The following is an 18,463-nucleotide window of genomic DNA, read 5'->3' as shown; positions in this document are numbered from 1 at the left end:
GGCGAAACAAGGCCCTTGACGCAAACGAGAGCACCGCTCGCGGGACGCGAGCCTCGCCAAGGTCATCCGCGCGAGGAGCGAGGCGACCCTCTACAACACGAGAGCACCGCTCCGAAACGTGAGCGCCAGGCCAATGCCAGGGCAGGAGCCTCGGGACGAGAGCACGCGGCCGAAACGAGAGCGCCGCTCCGGGACGCGAGCGCCTGCCCAAAGGCGGGAACCGCGAGACCGAGGCGAGACCCCCTGGCCGAAGCGAGAGCACTGCCCTGAAACGAGAGCACTGCTCCGAAACGCGGACACTGGCCCGACGCAGGCATCAGGGCAACGGGCGCCTCCACCGTAACGAGAGCACTGCTCCACGATGCGAACACCTGGCCAAAACCAGAGCACGAGACCGAAACCACGACCACGACCACGGCCACGACCACGACCACGACCACGAATACCACTGGACCGGGACACGACCGTGGCCCGTCCGCGCCCTGCCCGCCCCCGCGTCTGCGTCCGCGCCCGCGTCCGCGCACCCGAAGCAAGACGTCTCCACCAGAGCGAGAGCACCGCTCCGAGACACGAGCACCCGCCGCTCACGGCCGGAGCGCAGGGTTGAGGCAAGAGCGCCCGGCCGAAACGAGAGTGGTGCTCTCGAACGCGAACACCGCGGCACGAACGCCACCGCCCGAGCAAGCCGCCCGCGTGCGAAAAGGTTGCCGCCGACGCCCATGCCGTCCGCCCGGCTCACCCCAACCCTCCCGCGAACCACCTAAGTTGCGGCTCGGAACTTAATCTGCAACCCCACCCCACCCACCCGGGTTCGCGATCCGAAGCCGTTCGGCGCCACCTTGGCCGCTTGGTGTTGATTCTTGAAGATCTTCATGGCTAACAACCGGTTTTTGGTTCACCTGCGTTTCCCAACCGTTACCGAAGCCGGCATTTCTCAGGGCTTCCGGGGTCTGGCGGACACCCTCTCGGGCTATTACGTTGTCGCCCACAACATTTAAGGCGACACCGCCTTCACTTGTTGCAGATCCCCCTGTCCGCACCCCCGCCCCGCCCGCGCACCCCGCACCCCGTGCCGCACGCCGCACCCCGCACCCCGCACCCCGCACAGCCCAGCCACACCCCAACCGCCACACCCCAACGCCACACCCCGCCGCCCCCGACGCCGCACCACCCCCACGACGACGACGTCTGCACGTCTCCACGTCCCCCGCCGGCTCCACCGGCGCGTGCCCGAAGGGATCCACCATGCGCAAGAGGTTCCTCGTGTCCGTCTCCGCCTGCGCCGTACTGGCCGCCGGCACCCTCTCCGCCTGCTCGGACGATTCCGGCACCGGATCGTCCGGCTCCACCAACGGCGGTGGCAAGAAGGCGAAGATCGGCGTGATCCTGCCCGACAGCAAGACGTCGGGCCGGTGGGAGACCAACGACCGCAAGTACCTCACCGACGCGTTCAAGGCCGCCGGTGTCGACTACGACATCCAGAACGCGCAGGGGGACAAGTCCCAGTTCCAGACGCTGGCCGACCAGATGATCACCAACGGCGCGACCGTCCTGATCATCGTCAACCTGGACAGCGGCACCGGAAAGGCCGTTCTGGACAAGGCCAAGTCCCAGGGTGTCGCGACCATCGACTACGACCGGCTGACCCTCGGCGGCAGCGCGCAGTACTACGTCAGCTTCGACAACGTGAAGGTCGGCACCCTGATGGGGCAGGGCCTCGAGAAGTGCCTGTCCGCCGCGAACGCGCAGAAGCCCACCGTCGCGATGCTCAACGGCTCGGCCACCGACAACAACGCGACGCTGCTCAAGCAGGGCTACGACGCGGTGCTCAAGCCGAAGTTCGACTCGGGCGAGTACGTCAAGGGCCCGGACCAGGCCGTCCCGGACTGGAACAACACCGAGGGCGCCAACATGTTCGAGCAGATGCTCACCCAGTCGCCGAACATATCCGGCGTCGTGGCGGCCAACGACGGCCTGGGCAACGCCGCGATCTCGATCCTGAAGAAGCAGAAGCTCAACGGTAAGGTCCCGGTCACCGGGCAGGACGCGGAGACCACCGCGCTGCAGAACATCCTGGTCGGCGACCAGTGCATGACCGTCTACAAGGCGATCAAGAAGGAGGCCGACGCGGTCTCCGGGCTGGCCGTCGCGCTCGCCAAGGGCCAGAAGCCGGCCGTGCCCGCCACCGTCCGCGATCCCGAGGGCAAGCGCGACGTGCCCTCCGTGCTGCTGGAGCCCGTGGCCATCTACAAGGAGAACGTCAAGGACGTGGTCACCGATGGCTACGTCACCAAGGACACCCTGTGCACCGGCGCCTACGCCGCCAAGTGCACCGAGTTCGGCATCAACTAGCCACCCGAGAACCGGCCTGCCGAAACCGAACTTCCGGAACCGGCCTCCCTGAACAGGCCTCCCGGAACCGGCCTTCCGTAACCACCCACCCGGAACCAGCCACCCGGACCGCGCAGTTGCGCCGGAGCCGACGCTCGACACCCACGAGCGTCGGTTCCGGCCGGCGCGTACCCTGCCGCCACCCCACGCGAGGAGCCCGCACAGTGGCCCTGTCCCCCACCCCCGCCCCGCCGCCCGCGTCCGATCCCGTGCTCGAACTGCGTGGCATCAACAAGAGCTTCGGTGCCGTACACGTCCTGCGCGACGTGGACCTGTCCGTGTACGAGGGCCAGGTGACCGCGCTCGTCGGCGACAACGGCGCAGGCAAGTCGACCCTGGTCAAGTGCATCGGCGGCATCCACACCGCCGACTCCGGCGAGTACTTCTTCGACGGTGCGCCGGTCACCGTCAACAGCCCCCGCGACGCGTCCGATCTGGGCGTCGAGATCGTCTACCAGGACCTCGCCCTGTGCGACAACCTCGACATCGTGCAGAACATGTTCCTCGGCCGCGAGCGCCGGCGCGGCTGGGTGCTGGACGAGGACAGCATGGAACAGATCGCCGAGGAGACCCTGGCCGGCCTGTCCGTACGCACCGTCTCCTCGATCCGCCAGCGCGTCTCCAGCCTCTCCGGCGGCCAGCGCCAGACCGTGGCGATCGCCAAGGCCGTGCTGTGGAACAGCAAGGTCGTCGTCCTGGACGAACCCACCGCCGCGCTGGGCGTCTCGCAGACCGCTCAGGTGCTCGAACTGGTGCGCCGCCTGGCCGACAACGGGCTGGCCGTCGTCCTCATCTCGCACAACATGAACGACGTGTTCGCGGTCGCCGACCGGATCGCGGTGCTCTACCTGGGCCGCACCGCCGCGCAGGTCAGCACCAGCGAGATCACCCATTCCCAGATCGTCGAACTCATCACGTCGGGGCAGACCGAGGCACTCGGTCCCGGCGCGGGTCGAAACGGAGTCAACCGATGACGAGCAGCGTCCTGCCTCTCGCCGACAAGAGCGACTCCGATACGCCGGAGTCGCCGGTGGTCACGCACATCAAGGACTACGTCGCGCGCCTGCGCGGCGGCGACACCGGCGCGATGCCCGCCGTGCTCGGTCTGGTGGTGCTGTGCACGGTCTTCGCGATCATGCGTCCGCGGTTCCTGAGCGCGGGCAACTTCGCCAACCTGTTCACCCAGGGCGCCGCGGTCACCGTGATCGCGATGGGATTGATCTTCGTTCTGGTACTCGGCGAGATCGACCTGTCCGCGGGCTTCGCCAGCGGCGTGTGTGCCGCCGTGCTCGCCGTGCTGCTGACCGAACACGGCTGGCCCTGGTATGCGGGCGTACTCGCCGCCCTGGTCGTCGGCGCGGTGATCGGCCTGGTGCTCGGCGTACTGGTGGCCAAGGTCGGCATCCCCTCCTTCGTGGTCACGCTGGGCGCGTTCCTGGCCTTCCAGGGCGTATCGCTGCTCCTGGTCAAGGGCGGCACCAACGTGCCGGTGCGCGACTCCACCATCCTGGCGATCTCCAACCGCAACCTCGCGCCGATCGTCGGCTGGCTGCTGGCCGCCGCCACGGTGGGCGGCTACGCGGCGCTGCAACTGCGCCGCAATCGCAACCGCATGCGCCGCGGGCTGAGCGCCGAACCGATCGCGATCACCGGAATCCGGGTGGGCGCGCTGGCGGTCCTGGTCGGCGTCGCGGTGTACGTGCTCAACCAGGAGCGCAGCCGCAACGTGGTGATCTCCTCGCTGCGCGGCGTGCCGATCGTGGTACCGGTTCTGGTGGTGCTGCTCCTGATCGGCACGTTCGTGCTGCGCCGCACGCCGTACGGGCTGAGCCTGTACGCGGTCGGCGGCAACCGCGAGGCCGCCCGGCGGGCCGGGATCAACGTTGACCGGGTGCGGATCTCGGCGTTCGTGATCTGTTCCACGATGGCCGCCATCGGCGGCATCATCGCCGCCTCGCGGGCCAACTCGGTGGACTCCAACACCGGTGGCAGCAACGTGCTGTTGTACGCCGTGGGCGCCGCGGTGATCGGTGGCACCAGCCTGTTCGGCGGCAAGGGCCGGGTGTTGGACGCCGTGCTGGGCGGCGCCGTGGTCGCGGTGATCGACAACGGCATGGGGCTCATGGGGTACAGCGCCGGCGTCAAGTACGTTGTGACCGGCGTCGTGCTGCTCCTCGCCGCCGGGGTCGACGCCCTGTCACGGCGGCGGGCCGAAGCCGCCGGGCTGCGGTGACGCCGCCCTCCCCCTCGATCGACGCCACGGATGAGAAAGGCAGGGTCCGCAGCCCGATGCGCGCAGCGCCCACCCAGGAGGACATCCGCAGGCAGAACCTGGGGGCGCTGCTTCGCCACGTGCACGTGCTCGGCCCCACCTCACGCGCCCAGTTGACCGCGGGCATGGGGCTCAACCGCAGCACCATCGGCGCGCTCACCGCCGACTTGGCGGCGGCGGGCCTGGTCGTGGAGGAGGCCCCGCGGGACACCTCCGGCGGTGGGCGCGGCCGGCCCTCGCTCGTGGTGCGGGCGCAGTCGCAGCGGGTGTACGTGTACGCGTTCACGATCGGCGTGGACCGGGTGGTCGCGGCCCGGGTCGGGCTCGGTGGGGTGATCCTGGATCGCCGGGAAATACAGCGTCCGGGAAGCGGGTTCTCGCCCAAGGAGGTGGCCGAGGCGCTCGGCGGGTTCGTCGCGCAGATGCGGCTGAGTGCGCCGCGCGACGGCGTGTGTGTGGGTGCCGGGGTCGCGGTGTGTGCGATGGTGCGCGGTTCGGACGGCACGATTCCCGAGGGGCACACCCCGGATTGGCGCGACGAGCCGCTGGGCGAGCGGCTGTCGACGGCGATCGGCACGGTGGTCATGGTCGGCAACGACGCCGACCTGGGCGTGGTCGCCGAGCACACCCGGGGTGCGGCGGTGGGCTGTGACGACGTGATCTACCTGCACGGCGACGTGTGCATCGGCGGCGGCATCCTGTCCGCCGGTCGGCCGGTGACCGGCGGCGACGGATACGCGGGCGAGGTCGGGCACATGGTGGTCAACCCGGACGGCCGGCCGTGTCGGTGCGGGTCGCGCGGGTGCTGGGAGACCGAGATCGGCGAGTTCGCGCTCACCCGCGGTACCGCCAAGCACGCGATCGGCGGGCTGGCCGACTCGGCGGCCCGCGGTGATCAGGACGCGGAGGAGGGGCTGCGCCGGGTCGGCGACTGGCTCGGGCTCGGCGTGGCCAATCTGGTCAACATCCTCAATCCGCAGATGGTGGTGTTCGGCGGGACGCTGCGCGAGGTGTACCTGGCCACCGCGGCGCAGGTGCGCAGTCGGCTCAACCGGACCTCGCTGGCGGTCACCCGCGAACACCTCAAGCTGCGCACGGCCGCGCTCGGCGACGACGCCCCGCTGTACGGCGCCGCCGAGTTGGCCTTCGCCCGCCTGCTGGACAACCCACTGGAACCGGGATCGGAAACAACGGCCTGACGGCCCCCGAAGCGAAGCCGGGCCCGACGGACCGACGGGGCAACGGCGCAACGAGGCAAGAGGCAACGAGCCCACGGGGCAACGAGCCCACGGGCCACGAACGCGGCCCGACCGGCGGTCGGTCGGACAGGCGCCCGGCAACCGGGCCGGCGGCTGCGATGCCGGGCGGCGGCCGGGCGCCCGACTCCGAGGCGGGCAACCACGAGGCGCCGCCCGCGAGATCCCAGCCCGGCTCCGCGCGGCCCCACGCGCCCGGCTCCGCGCGGCCCCCGCGCGCCCGCCTACGTCAGCGGGCGCAGCACCCGCTCGCGGCGCGCCCGCGATACGCCCGGCCGGGCGCCATCGAGGACACGGCCGACCTGGGCGCCACCCGGCCGAGGTCCGGGGTCGGGTCCGGGGCCGGGGCCAGGACCGGGTCCAAGGCCAGGAGCGGGGCCAGGTCCAGGACCGGGGCCAGGGCCAGGACCGGGTCCAGGTCCAGGACCGGGGCCAGGGCCAGGACCGGGGCCAGGGCCAGGACCGGGGCCAGGGCCAGGACCGGGTCCAGGTCCAGGTCCAGTTCCAGGGATCCGAAACTACCGGTCCCGACCGAACCAGCCATCACCCACCGAAGCCCCGGCATCGAACTCCCCTAGCCCGCCCAGGACTTCAGCTCACAGTCAGGACCGCCTTGCCCCGGATCCGGCGGCCGAGCAGGAGGGTGATGGCCTCGTCGACCCTGGTCCAGTCGGCCTGCCAGTCGACGGGCGCGTGCAGCAGTCCGTCCGCGACCAGGCGGGCCACGTACGCCAGATCCGCCGCCGAGTCGCCGCCGCGCTTGAAGCCGATGATCGAGGTCTCGGGTCCGATCAGGCTGTACGAGGAGAAGTCCGCCCGCTCGCCGGACGCGGCGCCGATCGCGATCACCCGTCCGCCCGGTGCGAGCCGACCCAGCAGGTCGGTCAGGAGTGGGCCGCCGACGTTGTCCAGGACGACGTCCAGCGGCGCGTCCGCCTCGGCCGGGTCGGTGAGCACCCGGTCCGCGCCGTAGCCGGACAGGCCCTCGCCGCGCTCCGGGCTGCCGACGAACGCGCTCACGTGCGCGCCTGCGAGGTGGGCGAGTTGCACCGCGAACGTGCCCACCCCGCCCGCCGCGCCGGTGACCCCGACCCGGGTGCCCGGCACGACCTCGGCCCGGCGCAGCGCCCGCAGCGCGGTGACCGCCGCGACCGGGAGCGTCGCGGCCTGTTCGAAGGTGACCTCGTCGGGCAGGACGGCCAGTTCGTTCACGTCTACGGCGCGCAGTTCGGCCCAGCCGCCGCGCCAGTCGAAGGTGACCACCCGTTCGCCCACCCGCGGGCCGCGTCCGGAGGCGGCCGGCCGCTCGACCACGCCCGCCGCGTCCCAGCCGGGAATCGTGCCGTTCGGGGTGTCGCCGTCGACCCTGGGCAACTCGCCGAAGTTCAGCGAGATCGCGGCGATCCGCACCAGGACCTGATCGGGTTCGGGAACCGGATCGGGCACGGTGTCGATCCTGAGTCGACCGGGTACGGCGTGGTCGACGACGAGAGCGCGCATCAGGGTTACCCCCAGGTTCGAGTTCGGCTTCCGGGGAACCGCAACTCCCGCGAGGGCGAACGCATTCCGCCGCGCCGCCGAACGTGTGCGGCGGCGCGGCGGGACGGTGCAACCGGAAGTACGGGGAACGGGATACGGAATACGGGAGTACCGGGGTAATCGAGGGTCAGCCCCCGAGCAACGGAATACGGGAGTACCGGGGTAATCGAGGGTCAGCCGCCGAGCAACGAAATACGGGAGTACCGGGGTAATCGAGGGTCAGCCGCCGAGCACCGGCAGGGACAGTGCGCAGACTCGGTCGGTGCGGCCGGGGTCGAGCGCGCGGAGCACCTCGTTCAGGGCGACCCGGTCGTAGATGATCGCCAGGTGGTCGGAGAAGTCCAGGCCGCAGTGGTCCTGGACGGTGACGTTGCGCACGTCCGGGCCGGTCAGGAAGCCGAGCGTGTAGGGCACGATCACCTCGTCGTAGCGGCTGGCGATCATCGTGTAGCGCACGCCCGGCACGGTGTCCGGGAGGGCGTTGAGCGCCCGCATGAACGGTGAGTCGATGTCCTGCTGGGCGCAGGCCGGGCACAGGTGCTCGAAGGCGTCCCGGCCGCCGGGGAAGGCGTCGAGCAGGTTCAGGATGCCCTCCAGGGACGCGCCGTGACTGCCGGGGGCCAGACCGACCAGGTCGTGCACCTTGGCCGCGCCGCCGAGCACTTGGAGGTAGTACCGCGGCAGCGCGCCACCGCCCTGTGAGTGTCCGACCAGGTCCACCCGGTCCACGCCGGTGGCCGCGCGGACTCGATCGACGAAGGCGCCCAGTTGGGCCGCGCTGGTGGGTATGTCACCGTAGCCCTGGAACAGCCCGCCGGGTTCGCCGCCGTAGTTCAACGCGAAGACGCAGTAGCCGTTGTTCTTGAGCAGCGGGGACAGTGCCTGCCAGCTGTCCGTCATGTTGCCGAGCGTCCCGTGCAACAGCACCACCGGGCGCGGATGCGCGCTGCTCGGCCGGCAGTCGAAGTCGTTGGCACCGGGCGGCGAGCTGTTCGGCGTCAGGAGTTGCGCGGTGATGCCGGCGGCGAAGCTGTACGGGACCGGCAGCCGGGCCGCCGCCGCGGCCGGGGTGGGCAGTGCCCAGGTCAGTGCCATGGTCACGGCCAGACCCAACATGCCCCATCGGGTGCGCGCTCGGGTGCGGGCGCGGCGGGGCGGCTCGGGGAGGGATCCTGTCACGCGTTCGGAGCCGAGCATCTGCGCCTCCAAGTGATCGCGGGAGCTTCGTGGCGGTGCGGGGGCGCGAGGTTATCGGCGGTCCGTGCGGGTTACAACGAGACGTCGCGGTTGGGCTCGACCGTGCCATTCACGACGCTTCGGGATCGGGCGGACGACGTTTCGCGATCGGGCGGACGATGCTTGGGATCGGCCGGACGACGTTTCGGGATCGGGCGGACGGGCCCCGTTGTCGTCCGGATCCGCCCCGTCCGGCCGGCCGGACGCCGGTGCTCGCCGCCACCGACCCGGCCCCACCCCGACCCGGCCCCACCCCGACGCGGGTCGAGCCGCCCGTCGAACCGCCCGCGCGGCCGATCAACCGTGTGGCGTAGCTGGATGCGGACCGGATCGGGAAAGGGCGGGGAGGACCGATGACCGATGACCGGCCCACTGCGGGTGAACCAGGACGGTGCCTTCCCGATGAGCGAGACCCCGGCGGTCGACGCGGGTGGCGGCCGGCCGATGCGGCGGTTGATCCCGCTGTTGCCGGCCCTGCTGTATGTCGTGATCGTGGCGGTCGACTTCGGCACACCCGACGAGTTCCGGACCGACACGATGTTGTGTCTGGTGCCGATGTCCGCGTCGAGCCTGACCACGGTGCGCGCGACGGCGGTCTACGCGGTGCTCGCGACGTGGACGTTCCTGCTCCTGGATCCGTGGCTGGCGCCGACCGGCTACCGGCACGACTGGGCCGGGTTCGTGGTGGTGGTGCTCGGCGGCGCGATCGCGGTGGCCACGGTCCTGCTGCGGACCCGATTGCAGGAGCGGGTGTCGCGCCTGGGCAACGTGGTCGAACACGTGCAGCGCGCGCTGTTGCCGCCGGCGCCGCCGGTGGTGGGCGGGGTTCGGGTCACCCGCAGCTATCTGGCGGCCGAACGCGACGCGGAGGTGGGCGGGGACGTGTACGACGTGGTGGCCACGCCGTACGGGACGCGCGCGTTCATCGCCGACGTGCAGGGCAAGGGGCTGACCGCGGTGGGCGCGAGTGCGGCGCTGGTCGGCACCTTCGGCGAGGCCGCGTTCACCGAGCCGGACCTGCGTCGGGTCGGGGATCGCATGGGCGAGGCCCTGGAGCGGTTCGGCCGCAACCAGGTGCTGCTCGGCGAGCCGGACACGGACTGGTTCGCCACCGCGCTGATCGCCCGGTTCGGCCCGGACGACCTGGTCGAGCTGGTCAACCACGGCCACGAGGCGCCGGCCCTGATCGGGCCGTCCGGTGTGCGCTGGATCGATGTGCCGCCCGAGTTGCCGCTCGGGCTGGCCGGGTTGCTCTCCGCCGCGGAGCGGTCGCCCGCCTACCGGTTCCGGATGGCGCCGGACGAGTTGCTGCTGCTGTACACGGACGGCACCACCGAGGCCCGGGACGCCCAGGGTCGGTTCTTTCCGCTGCGCGAGTGGGTCGCCCGGCACGTCGAGCCGGGCCTGTCCGCGATCGATCTGCTGGGCCGGCTGCAACGTGCGTTGTTGACGCACGGCGGCGGCCGGCTCACCGACGATGCGGCGCTGATGGTGCTGGCCCGGGAGACGGTGGCCCCGACCGACGGGTCGCCGGGGTAGCGCCGGCTCGGCCGAGGGCGGGAGCAAGGGCGAGTCCCGACCGCCGTGCGGCAGCCCGGAACCGATCCGCTCGACCACGACCTCCGGAGTCCGCTCGACCACATTCCCGGCCGGCGCGCGGCATCGGGCAACCGATCCGCTCGACCACGACTCCTGGCGTCCGCCCGACCACGCCCCCGGCCACCGCGCGGCATGGCGGAGCCGATCCCGCTCGACCGCTCGACCACGCCCCCGGCCATCGTGCGGCATCGCCGAGCCGATCCACAGCGGCGGGAAGCCGTCTCGCGGCGTTCCGCGACGGTTCGGCGGGGCGTACTCGCGGCGACCACCCGAACGAGTTCGTGTTGCGGTCTAGCCTTGATACCGACCGGTCGGTACCGTGACAGGCGCAGTACGAATCCCGCTCCGCCGCTTCCGACGCACGTGCATACCGACCGGTCGGCACCTCATCGACCGGACGCGCGGGTCCCATCCCCGAGCGCCGGGGCTCGGACGGCGGGCCGCGGTATTCGCCAGGCCGACCTCGTGACCAGTGACGACCCGGAGGATCCAGCACCCATGACCGAGAACACTCCCGCGACCGCGACCGCGACCACGGCGCGCGTGGCGATCGTGACCGGCGCCGCCCGCGGCATCGGTGCCGCCACCGCGCGCCGGCTCGCCGCCGAGGGCATGGCCGTGGCCGTACTCGACCTGGACGAGGCCGCCTGCGCCGACACCGTGGCCGCCATCGTCGCGGCCGGCGGCAGCGCGCTGGCCGTCGGCGCGGACGTCACCGTGGGCGAGCAGGTCGACGCCGCCGTCGCGCGCGTGGCCGACACGCTCGGTGCGCCGACCGTGCTCGTCAACAACGCGGGCGTGATCCGCGACAACCTGCTGTTCAAGATGTCCGACGGCGACTGGGACACGGTGATCGACGTGCACCTGCGCGGCGCGTTCCTGATGAGCCGCGCGGTCCAGGCGCACATGACCGCGGCGGGCTACGGCCGGATCGTCAACCTCTCCAGCTCGTCCGCGTTGGGCAACCGCGGCCAGGCGAACTACTCGGCGGCCAAGGCCGGCCTGCAGGGCTTCACCAAGACGCTGGCGTTCGAGCTGGGCAAGTTCGGCGTGACCGCGAACGCGGTGGCACCGGGGTTCATCGTCACCGACATGACGGCCGCCACCGCGGCCCGAGTCGGCATGGAGTTCGAGGCCTTCCAGCAGGCCGCCGCCGAGCAGATCCCGGTCCGCCGGGTCGGCCGGCCCGAGGACGTCGCGAACACCATCGCGTTCCTGGCGAGCGAGGGCGCGGGCTTCGTGTCCGGCCAGGTGATCTACGTCGCCGGCGGCCCGCTGTGCTGACCACGGCCGAACTCGACGACAGGGTGGACGAGTTCATCGCGGCCCATCCGGACACCGACGACGCGCTCGGCTACCTGCGGGCGCGATTCGACGCCGGACTGGCCTGGGTGCACCACCCGGTGGGCCTGGGCGGGCTCGGTGCGCCGCGCGCGCTCCAGCCAGCCGTGGACGCGCGGTTCGCCGCCGCCGGTGCGCCGTCCAACGACCCGGGTCGGATCGGCATCGGGCTGGGCATGGCCGCGCCGACCGTGCTCGCGTACGGCACCGCGGAGCAACGCGCGCGCTGGCTGCGGCCGTTGTGGACCGGTGAGGAGGTGTGGTGCCAGTTGTTCAGCGAACCCGGCGCGGGCTCCGACCTCGCCGCGCTGGGCACCCGCGCCGTGCGCGACGGAGACGAGTGGGTTGTGGACGGCCAGAAGGTCTGGACGTCGATGGCGCACGAGGCGCGCTGGGCCATCCTGGTCACCCGCACCCACCCCGAACTGCCCAAGCACCGCGGGATGACCTACTTCGTCTGCGACATGAGCGCGCCCGGCGTCGAGGTGCGACCGCTGCGCCAGGCCACCGGCGAGGCCGAGTTCAACGAGGTCTTCCTCACCGGCGTGCGCATCCCCGACGCCCACCGCCTGGGCGCGGTCGGTGACGGGTGGAGCGTGGCCCGCACCACCTTGATGAACGAACGCGTCGCCATCGGCGGCGGCACCGGGCCGCGCGAGGGCGGCATGATCGGCATCGTCGCCGACACCTGGCGCAGGCGCCCGGAACTGCGCACCGCCGGGCTGCACGACCGGCTGATGCGACTGTGGGTGGAGGCCGAGGCGGCCCGGCTGACCTCGGCACGGCTGCGCCTGCAATCGGCGGCGGGCGAACCCGGCCCCGAGGGATCGGCGGCCAAGCTCGCGTTCGCCCGGCTCAACCAGGAGATCTCCGGTCTGGAACTGGACCTGCTGGCCGAACAGGGCCTGCGGCACGACGAATGGACCATGCGCCGCCCGGCGTCGGTGGACTTCACCACCCGCTCCCCCGGCTACCGCTACCTGCGCGCCAAGGGCAACTCGATCGAGGGCGGCACCTCGGAGATCCTGCTCAACGTGATCGCCGAGCGCGTCCTGGGCCTGCCCGCGGAGCCTCGGGTGGACAAGGACGCCGCGTGGAAGGACCTGCCTCGATGAGCGTCACCGAGCACCTCCTCTACACCGAGGACGAGAGCGAACTGCGGTCCGGCGTTCGGAACCTGCTCACCGAACGGGTGCCCCTGGCCGGGCTGCTCGCGCGGATCGAGACGAACGAGCCGTACGACCCGAAGTTGTGGCGCGTGCTGACCGAGCAGATCGGCGCGGCCGGGCTCGCAATCGACGACGCCCACGGCGGCAGCGGCGCCTCCTGGCGCGAAACGGCCGTGGTCATGGAGGAGTTGGGCCGCGCGGTCGCGCCGACCCCGTTCCTGGGCAGCGCGGTGCTCGCGACCGCGGCCTTGCGGACGGTGCGGGCCGGCGCGCTGCTCGCCGATCTGGCCGGCGGCCGGCGCAGCGCGACCCTGGCACTCTCCTTCGCCTCCGTTCCCGGCGTGCTGGTGCCGTACCCGGTGCGCGCCGACGGCGACGTGCTGACCGGCACGGTGACCTCGGTCGTGGACGCCGGCACCGCCGACGTGCTCGTCGTGCCCGCCGACACCGCGGACGGGCCCGTGCTCTACGCGGTCGACGCCGGGCAACACGCCGTCGACCGACGCCCGGTGGTCTCGCTCGACCTGACCCGGCCGCTGACCGACCTCGTGCTCACCGGTGCGATCGGCACCGTGCTGGCCCGCGGCGAGCAGGCCGAGGCGGCGGTGGCGACCGCGCTCGCCACCGGGGCGGCGCTGTTGGCGTCCGAGCAGCTCGGCGTCGCCGAGTACTGCCTGGAGAGCACCGTCGCCTACATGAAGACCCGCCACCAATTCGGCCGTCCGGTGGGCTCGTTCCAGGGGCCCAAGCACCGCCTCGCCGCGCTGTGGGTGTCGATCGCCCAGGCCCGGGCGGTGGCCCGCCACGCCGCCGCCTGCGTGGCCGCCGACGACCCGGACACCGCGGTCGCGGTCGCCCTCGCGCAGGCGCACTGCTCGGAGATCGCGGTGCGCGCCGCGGAGGAATGCGTGCAACTGCACGGCGGCATCGGTTTCACCTGGGAACACCACCCGCACCTGTACCTCAAGCGCGCCAAGGCCGACGCGCTCGCGTTCGGCACTCCCGACCGGCACCGCGCGATCCTCGCGCGGCTGGTCGACCTGCCCGCCTGACCCGGCCCGGGGGCGGCACACCCGCCCCCGGATCCCGCCGGCGCCACCACGAAGGAGCACCATGCGCGTCTTCGAGAACATCCCCGAGGTGTTCGCCGCCCGGGGCGAACCGCTCGGCACCAGCGATTGGTTGATCGTCGATCAGGAACGGATCGACACGTTCGCCCGGGCCACCGGCGACCACCAGTGGATCCACGTGGACGTCGAGCGGGCCAAGGCCGGGCCGTTCGGCGGCACCATCGCGCACGGCTATCTGACCCTGTCGCTGATCCCGGCGCTGGCCGCCGACCTGTTCACCGTGCGCGGCGTGCGAATGGGGGTCAACTACGGCTCGGACAAGGTGCGCTTCCCCGCCCCGGTCCCGGCCGGCGCCCGGGTGCGCAACCACGCCGTCCTGATCGACGCGGTCGAGACCGCGCAGGGCGTACGGCTGACGGTGCGGCACACCGTCGAGATCGAGGGCGTCGCCAAGCCCGCATGCGTCGCGGACACCCTCTCTCTGCTCGTCCCGTAGCACCCCGGCTCCCTGCTCGTCCCGTAGGGCCTGTCTTCGATCCCCGCCGAGCACCGCGAGACGGGATTGCGGACAGGCCCGAGCACCCCGGCCGGTCGTGCCCCGACGCCCGGCCGCCTCCGGCACCTTGACAGGTAAGGATCACGAGTGAGCTTCAACCTCGCCGTCATGCTGCGCGAGTCCCGCCTCGCGACCCCCGACACGGCATGTCTGATCTATCAGGGCAGGTCGATCACCTATCGCGAACTCGACGACCTCAGCAGCCGGTTCGCCCGCGGGCTGCGGGCGAAGGGACTCGGCCGGGACGACGTGCTGGCGATATGCCTGCCCAACGTGCCCGAATTCGTGGTGGCCTACTTCGGCGCGCTCAAGGCGGGCGTCACGCTGATGCCGCTGAGTCCGCTGCTCAAGGCGACCGAGATCGCGTACCACCTCGCCGACTCCGGCGCCCGCACGCTGATCGCCTTCGACGTGTTCGCCGCCGAGGCGCTCGGCGCCGCGGCGGCCGTATCCGGCACGACGGTGTACGTGGTCACCCTGGCCGAGGACGGCCCGGTGCCGCAGGGCACCCTCGCCTTCGCCCTGTTGCTGCCGGAAGGCCCGCCGGATCGGGCCGAGTTGATCCGCGGCGACATCGAGCCGACGTCGGGCGACGACACCGCGGTCCTGCTGTACACCAGCGGCACCACCGGCCGTCCCAAAGGCGCCGAACTCACGCACTTCCAGCTGTACTTGAACTGCACCACCTCGGGCGACCTGTTCGACGTGCTGCCCGGCGACGTCTCGCTCGGCGCGCTGCCGCTGTTCCACGTCTACGGCCTGTCCAGTGTGCTGAACGTGAGCGTGCGCTACGGCGGAACCGTGTCCCTGGTGCTGCGGTTCGAGGCGCAGAGCGTGCTCGACCAGATGGTCCGGGACCGGGTGAGCGTGATCGTGGGCGTGCCCACGATGTACGTCGCGCTGCTGGCCGCCGACCGCACCGGGCGCGACCTGTCCCGGCTGCGGGTGGGCAGTTCGGGCGGGGCGTCGATGCCCGGCGAGGTGATCCGCGAATTCGAGAAGGCGTTCGGCATAGTGATCCTGGAAGGCTACGGCCTCTCCGAGAGCGCGAGCACCGCGACGTTCAACCGCAGCGCCGACGACCGGCGGGTGTTGTCCGTGGGCAAGCCGATCTGGGGCGTGGAACTGCGCGTCGCGGACCCGGACGACGTGCCGCTGCCGCCCGGCGCCGAGCACGTGGGCGAAATCCTGCTGCGCGGGCACAACATCATCACCCGCTACCGCAACGCCCCCGACGCCACCGCCGAGGCGTTCCGCAACGGCTGGTTCCACACCGGCGACCTCGGCTACCTGGACGAGGACGGCTTCCTGTTCGTGGTGGACCGCAAGAAGGACCTGGTGATCCGGGGCGGCTACAACGTCTACCCCCGCGAGGTGGAGGAAGTGCTGTACACCCACCCGGCGATCGCCGAGGCAGCCGTGGTCGGCAGACCGGACGAGCGGCTCGGCGAGGAGGTCGTCGCGGTGGTGGCGCTGCGCTCCGGCGAGGCGGCCGACCCGGACGAGATCATCGCGTTCTGCAGGGAACGCATGGCCGCGTACAAGTACCCGCGTGTCGTGCGGATACTGGACGAACTGCCCAAGGGCCCCTCCGGCAAGATCATGAAGAAGGAGTTGCGTTGCGTATGACCACGCCCGCCGACGGGACCCTGCCCGCCGACCGCACCAACCGGCAGATCCGACTGGCCGCACGCCCGTTCGGTCTGCCCAAGCCCACCGACTGGGACCTGGTCGACGAACCCGTGCACGAACCGGCGGACGGCCGACTGCTGGTGGAGGTCTCGCACATCTCGCTCGATCCGGCGATGCGCGGCTGGATGAACGACGTGCGCTCGTACATCCCGCCGGTGCGGATCGGCGAGGTGATGCGCGCCGGCGGGATCGGCCGGGTGATCGCGTCCCGGCACCCGGACTTCGCGGTCGGCGAGCACGTGTACGGCCCGTTCGGCGTGCAGGAGTACGCCGACTCGGACGGGACCGGTGTGCACCGGGTGGATCCGGCCGCGGCGCCGTTGTCGACCTATCTGGGCGCGCTCGGGATCACCGGACTGACCGCGTACTTCGGGCTGTTCGACATCGGCGACCCACAACCGGGACAGACCGTGCTGGTCTCCGGCGCGGCCGGCGCGGTGGGCAGCGTGGTCGGGCAACTCGCCCGGCTCAAGGGTTGTCGAACCGTCGGCATCGCGGGCGGCCCGGACAAGTGCCGGCTCCTGGTCGAGGAGTTCGGCTTCGACGCGGCCGTCGACTACAAGAACGAGGACGTCACGGCCGCGCTGCGCAAACACTGCCCGGACGGCGTGCACGTGTACTTCGACAATGTCGGCGGCGAGATCCTGGACGCCGCGCTGACCCGGCTGGCTCGGGGTGCCCGCGTGGTGATCTGCGGCGCGATCTCGCAGTACAACAACACCGAACCGGGTCCGGGACCGGCGAACTACCTGTCGCTGCTGGTGAATCGGGCTTCGATGACCGGCATGGTGGTATTCGACTACGCCGATCGTTACGCCGAGGCGAGCGCCGAGTTGGCCGGGTGGCTCGCGGACGGGCGGTTGCGCTCGCGCGAGGACGTGGTCGAGGGCGACGTGACGGCGTTTCCGCAGACGCTGCTGCGGTTGTTCTCCGGCGCCAACACCGGGAAGCTGGTGCTGCGGATCCGGTGAGCACCGGGGCATCGACCAGTGTGGCCGCCGGCTCCCCCTCCGAGCGATCGGTTGGCACGATCGGGACGGTCCCGCCTTCCGGCGCGCGGCCGGCGCCCCGGCGTTCCGCTGGGCCGACACGCCGGCGGGCGCCCGCCCCTTCGCGGACGAACGCACGCCGACAGGGCGAGGCGAGTAGCCGCCGTCCCGACGCCACCCGCCGGACCCGCCCCGCCCCGCCTGCATCGCGCGGGGCAGGGCAGGGCAGGTCCGGTGTCGCGTGCGCGGCCCGTTCAGCAAGGTGGCCGGCTCGTGGCCGAAGGCGGCCACCGGGCGACTGACCCGGGGCCACGGCCGTGACGCGCACGGGTGGGGGCTCAGGTGTGGTGCAGGGTGGCCAGTTCGGGGCCGAAGGCGACCACCAGGCGGTTGCCCGGGGCCACGGCCAGGGCGTGTACGGGCAGCGGGAAGAGCAGGCAGGGGCCGACTGGGGTGCGGGTGGTCAGGTCCCATACGCGAACCGTGCCGCGCTCGTCGGGGGCGCCGGTGGAGCCGCCGATCGCCGCGACCGGCCGGCCGTCGAGCAATCCGGTGGCCACGGCCGACACGTGCTCGGCCAGGGGTTCGCCGATCGGCTCGCGCGTGGTCAGGTCCCATACCCGTGCCGCATCCCAGCTGCCGGTCACGGCGACCGGGCGGCCCCGGACGACGGCCGTGGCCACGCCCGTGACCACGCACGCGTGCCCGGCCAGGGGTGCGCCGAACTCGGCCCCGGTGGCCAGGTCGAAGACTCGTACCGCGTTCTCGCATCCGGCGTCGGGGCCGGACTCGGCACCGGCCACGACGACCGGACGCCCGTCCAGCACGGCCGTCGCCACCGCCCACACCGCGGCGCTCAGCGGTTCGCCCACCGGCAGGCCGGTGGCCGGATCCCATACCCGTACGCCGGCCGCGTCGCCGGTCACCGCGACCGGACGGCCGGCCACGACGGCCCGTGCCGCGCCCACCCAGGCGGTCCGGCCGACCAGGGGCCGGCACAGCTGGTGCCCACCATCGAGATCGAACACCCGCACCGTCGCACCCCACCCGGCGGTACCCGCGACCACGACCGGACGGCCGCCGACCAGTGCCGTGGTCACCGCGTCCACACGTCCGTCGTGCCCGATCAGCGGCTCGCCGATGGGCCGCTCGGGAACCAGCGCGCGGACCTCCGGCGCGGCCTCCGGGGCACCGACATCCGCGCCACCGGCAGGGGAGCAGGCGTCCGCACCACCGGCAGGCGAGGAGGCACCGCCCGGCGCCGCCGAACGGTCGGCCGCCGCCCAGGGTCCGGTCACCCAGTCCAACCGCCACCGCAATGGGAGTTCGCGCCCGGCACGGTGCTCCGCCGGC

Annotated in this window: 15 protein-coding genes; 11 read left to right on the top strand and 4 right to left on the bottom strand. The window is 72.1% G+C overall.

Going from position 1 to position 18,463, the window contains the following annotated elements; translation table 11 throughout:
* Positions 1-1,245: 1,245 nt before the first annotated feature.
* The 4 genes from ACIBM5_RS08115 (at position 1,246) to ACIBM5_RS08100 (ending at position 5,862) form a co-directional block, all read left to right on the top strand.
* A complete protein-coding gene (locus ACIBM5_RS08115) occupies positions 1,246-2,352 on the top strand; it encodes a sugar ABC transporter substrate-binding protein (protein ID WP_391584169.1) in 1,107 nt (368 codons plus the stop codon).
* 203 nt (positions 2,353-2,555) lie between these two features.
* Entirely contained in the window at positions 2,556-3,365 is an 810-nt protein-coding gene (locus ACIBM5_RS08110; protein ID WP_360321792.1) for an ATP-binding cassette domain-containing protein, read from the top strand.
* Positions 3,362-4,624 carry a sugar ABC transporter permease gene (locus ACIBM5_RS08105; RefSeq protein WP_396005989.1) on the top strand — a complete coding sequence of 421 codons (1,263 nt, stop codon included), beginning with the start codon at positions 3,362-3,364 and terminating at the stop codon, positions 4,622-4,624. Before ACIBM5_RS08110 ends, ACIBM5_RS08105 begins: the two co-directional genes overlap by 4 nt.
* A gap of 56 nt (positions 4,625-4,680) precedes the next feature.
* Positions 4,681-5,862, top strand: coding sequence for an ROK family protein (locus tag ACIBM5_RS08100; RefSeq protein WP_396005988.1), 1,182 nt, complete (start codon positions 4,681-4,683; stop codon positions 5,860-5,862).
* A gap of 286 nt (positions 5,863-6,148) precedes the next feature.
* Here ACIBM5_RS08100 and ACIBM5_RS08095 read toward each other — a convergent pair whose 3' ends face one another.
* From ACIBM5_RS08095 to ACIBM5_RS08085, 3 genes are all read right to left on the bottom strand, one after another.
* Positions 6,149-6,463 carry a hypothetical protein gene (locus ACIBM5_RS08095; RefSeq protein ID WP_396005987.1) on the bottom strand — a complete coding sequence of 105 codons (315 nt, stop codon included), beginning with the start codon at positions 6,461-6,463 and terminating at the stop codon, positions 6,149-6,151.
* Between the two features lie 47 nt (positions 6,464-6,510).
* Positions 6,511-7,419, bottom strand: coding sequence for a zinc-binding dehydrogenase (locus tag ACIBM5_RS08090; RefSeq protein WP_396005986.1), 909 nt, complete (start codon positions 7,417-7,419; stop codon positions 6,511-6,513).
* Positions 7,420-7,677: 258 nt separating this feature from the next.
* Positions 7,678-8,574 carry an esterase/lipase family protein gene (locus ACIBM5_RS08085; protein WP_391584175.1) on the bottom strand — a complete coding sequence of 299 codons (897 nt, stop codon included), beginning with the start codon at positions 8,572-8,574 and terminating at the stop codon, positions 7,678-7,680.
* A gap of 480 nt (positions 8,575-9,054) precedes the next feature.
* On the opposite strand from ACIBM5_RS08085, the gene ACIBM5_RS08080 reads away from it, so the two are divergent.
* The 7 genes from ACIBM5_RS08080 to ACIBM5_RS08050 all read left to right on the top strand — a co-directional run bounded on the left by ACIBM5_RS08080 (position 9,055) and on the right by ACIBM5_RS08050 (position 17,092).
* Positions 9,055-10,233: a PP2C family protein-serine/threonine phosphatase gene (locus ACIBM5_RS08080; protein ID WP_396005985.1), complete on the top strand. Its 1,179-nt coding sequence runs from the start codon at positions 9,055-9,057 to the stop codon at positions 10,231-10,233.
* A gap of 558 nt (positions 10,234-10,791) precedes the next feature.
* Complete coding sequence (locus ACIBM5_RS08075) at positions 10,792-11,577, top strand: SDR family oxidoreductase (protein ID WP_396005984.1); 786 nt, start codon at positions 10,792-10,794, stop codon at positions 11,575-11,577.
* On the top strand, positions 11,571-12,749 hold the full coding sequence (locus ACIBM5_RS08070) for an acyl-CoA dehydrogenase family protein (RefSeq protein WP_396005983.1): 1,179 nt from the start codon (positions 11,571-11,573) through the stop codon (positions 12,747-12,749). Before ACIBM5_RS08075 ends, ACIBM5_RS08070 begins: the two co-directional genes overlap by 7 nt.
* Positions 12,746-13,855, top strand: coding sequence for an acyl-CoA dehydrogenase family protein (locus ACIBM5_RS08065; protein WP_396005982.1), 1,110 nt, complete (start codon positions 12,746-12,748; stop codon positions 13,853-13,855). Before ACIBM5_RS08070 ends, ACIBM5_RS08065 begins: the two co-directional genes overlap by 4 nt.
* Positions 13,856-13,916: 61 nt before the next feature.
* Positions 13,917-14,369 (top strand): MaoC family dehydratase, encoded by a 453-nt coding sequence (locus tag ACIBM5_RS08060; RefSeq protein ID WP_391584180.1) that lies wholly within the window; start codon positions 13,917-13,919, stop codon positions 14,367-14,369.
* A 147-nt stretch (positions 14,370-14,516) separates the two neighbouring features.
* Positions 14,517-16,058, top strand: a complete 1,542-nt coding sequence (locus ACIBM5_RS08055) for a long-chain fatty acid--CoA ligase (protein ID WP_396005981.1) — start codon at positions 14,517-14,519, stop codon at positions 16,056-16,058.
* Positions 16,055-17,092 (top strand): NADP-dependent oxidoreductase, encoded by a 1,038-nt coding sequence (locus ACIBM5_RS08050; RefSeq protein WP_396005980.1) that lies wholly within the window; start codon positions 16,055-16,057, stop codon positions 17,090-17,092. The genes ACIBM5_RS08055 and ACIBM5_RS08050 overlap by 4 nt, the downstream gene beginning before the upstream one ends.
* Positions 17,093-17,448: 356 nt before the next feature.
* On the opposite strand, the gene ACIBM5_RS08045 is transcribed toward ACIBM5_RS08050, so the two are convergent.
* Complete coding sequence (locus tag ACIBM5_RS08045) at positions 17,449-18,408, bottom strand: hypothetical protein (protein WP_396005979.1); 960 nt, start codon at positions 18,406-18,408, stop codon at positions 17,449-17,451.
* Positions 18,409-18,463 lie beyond the last annotated feature (55 nt).

Source organism: Embleya sp. NPDC050493 (assembly GCF_044458105.1).
In the GTDB taxonomy this organism is placed as follows: Bacteria; Actinomycetota; Actinomycetes; order Streptomycetales; family Streptomycetaceae; genus Embleya.
The sequence above is the reverse complement of the archived record's forward strand: the minus strand, read 5'-3'. Positions and strand labels throughout refer to the sequence as shown.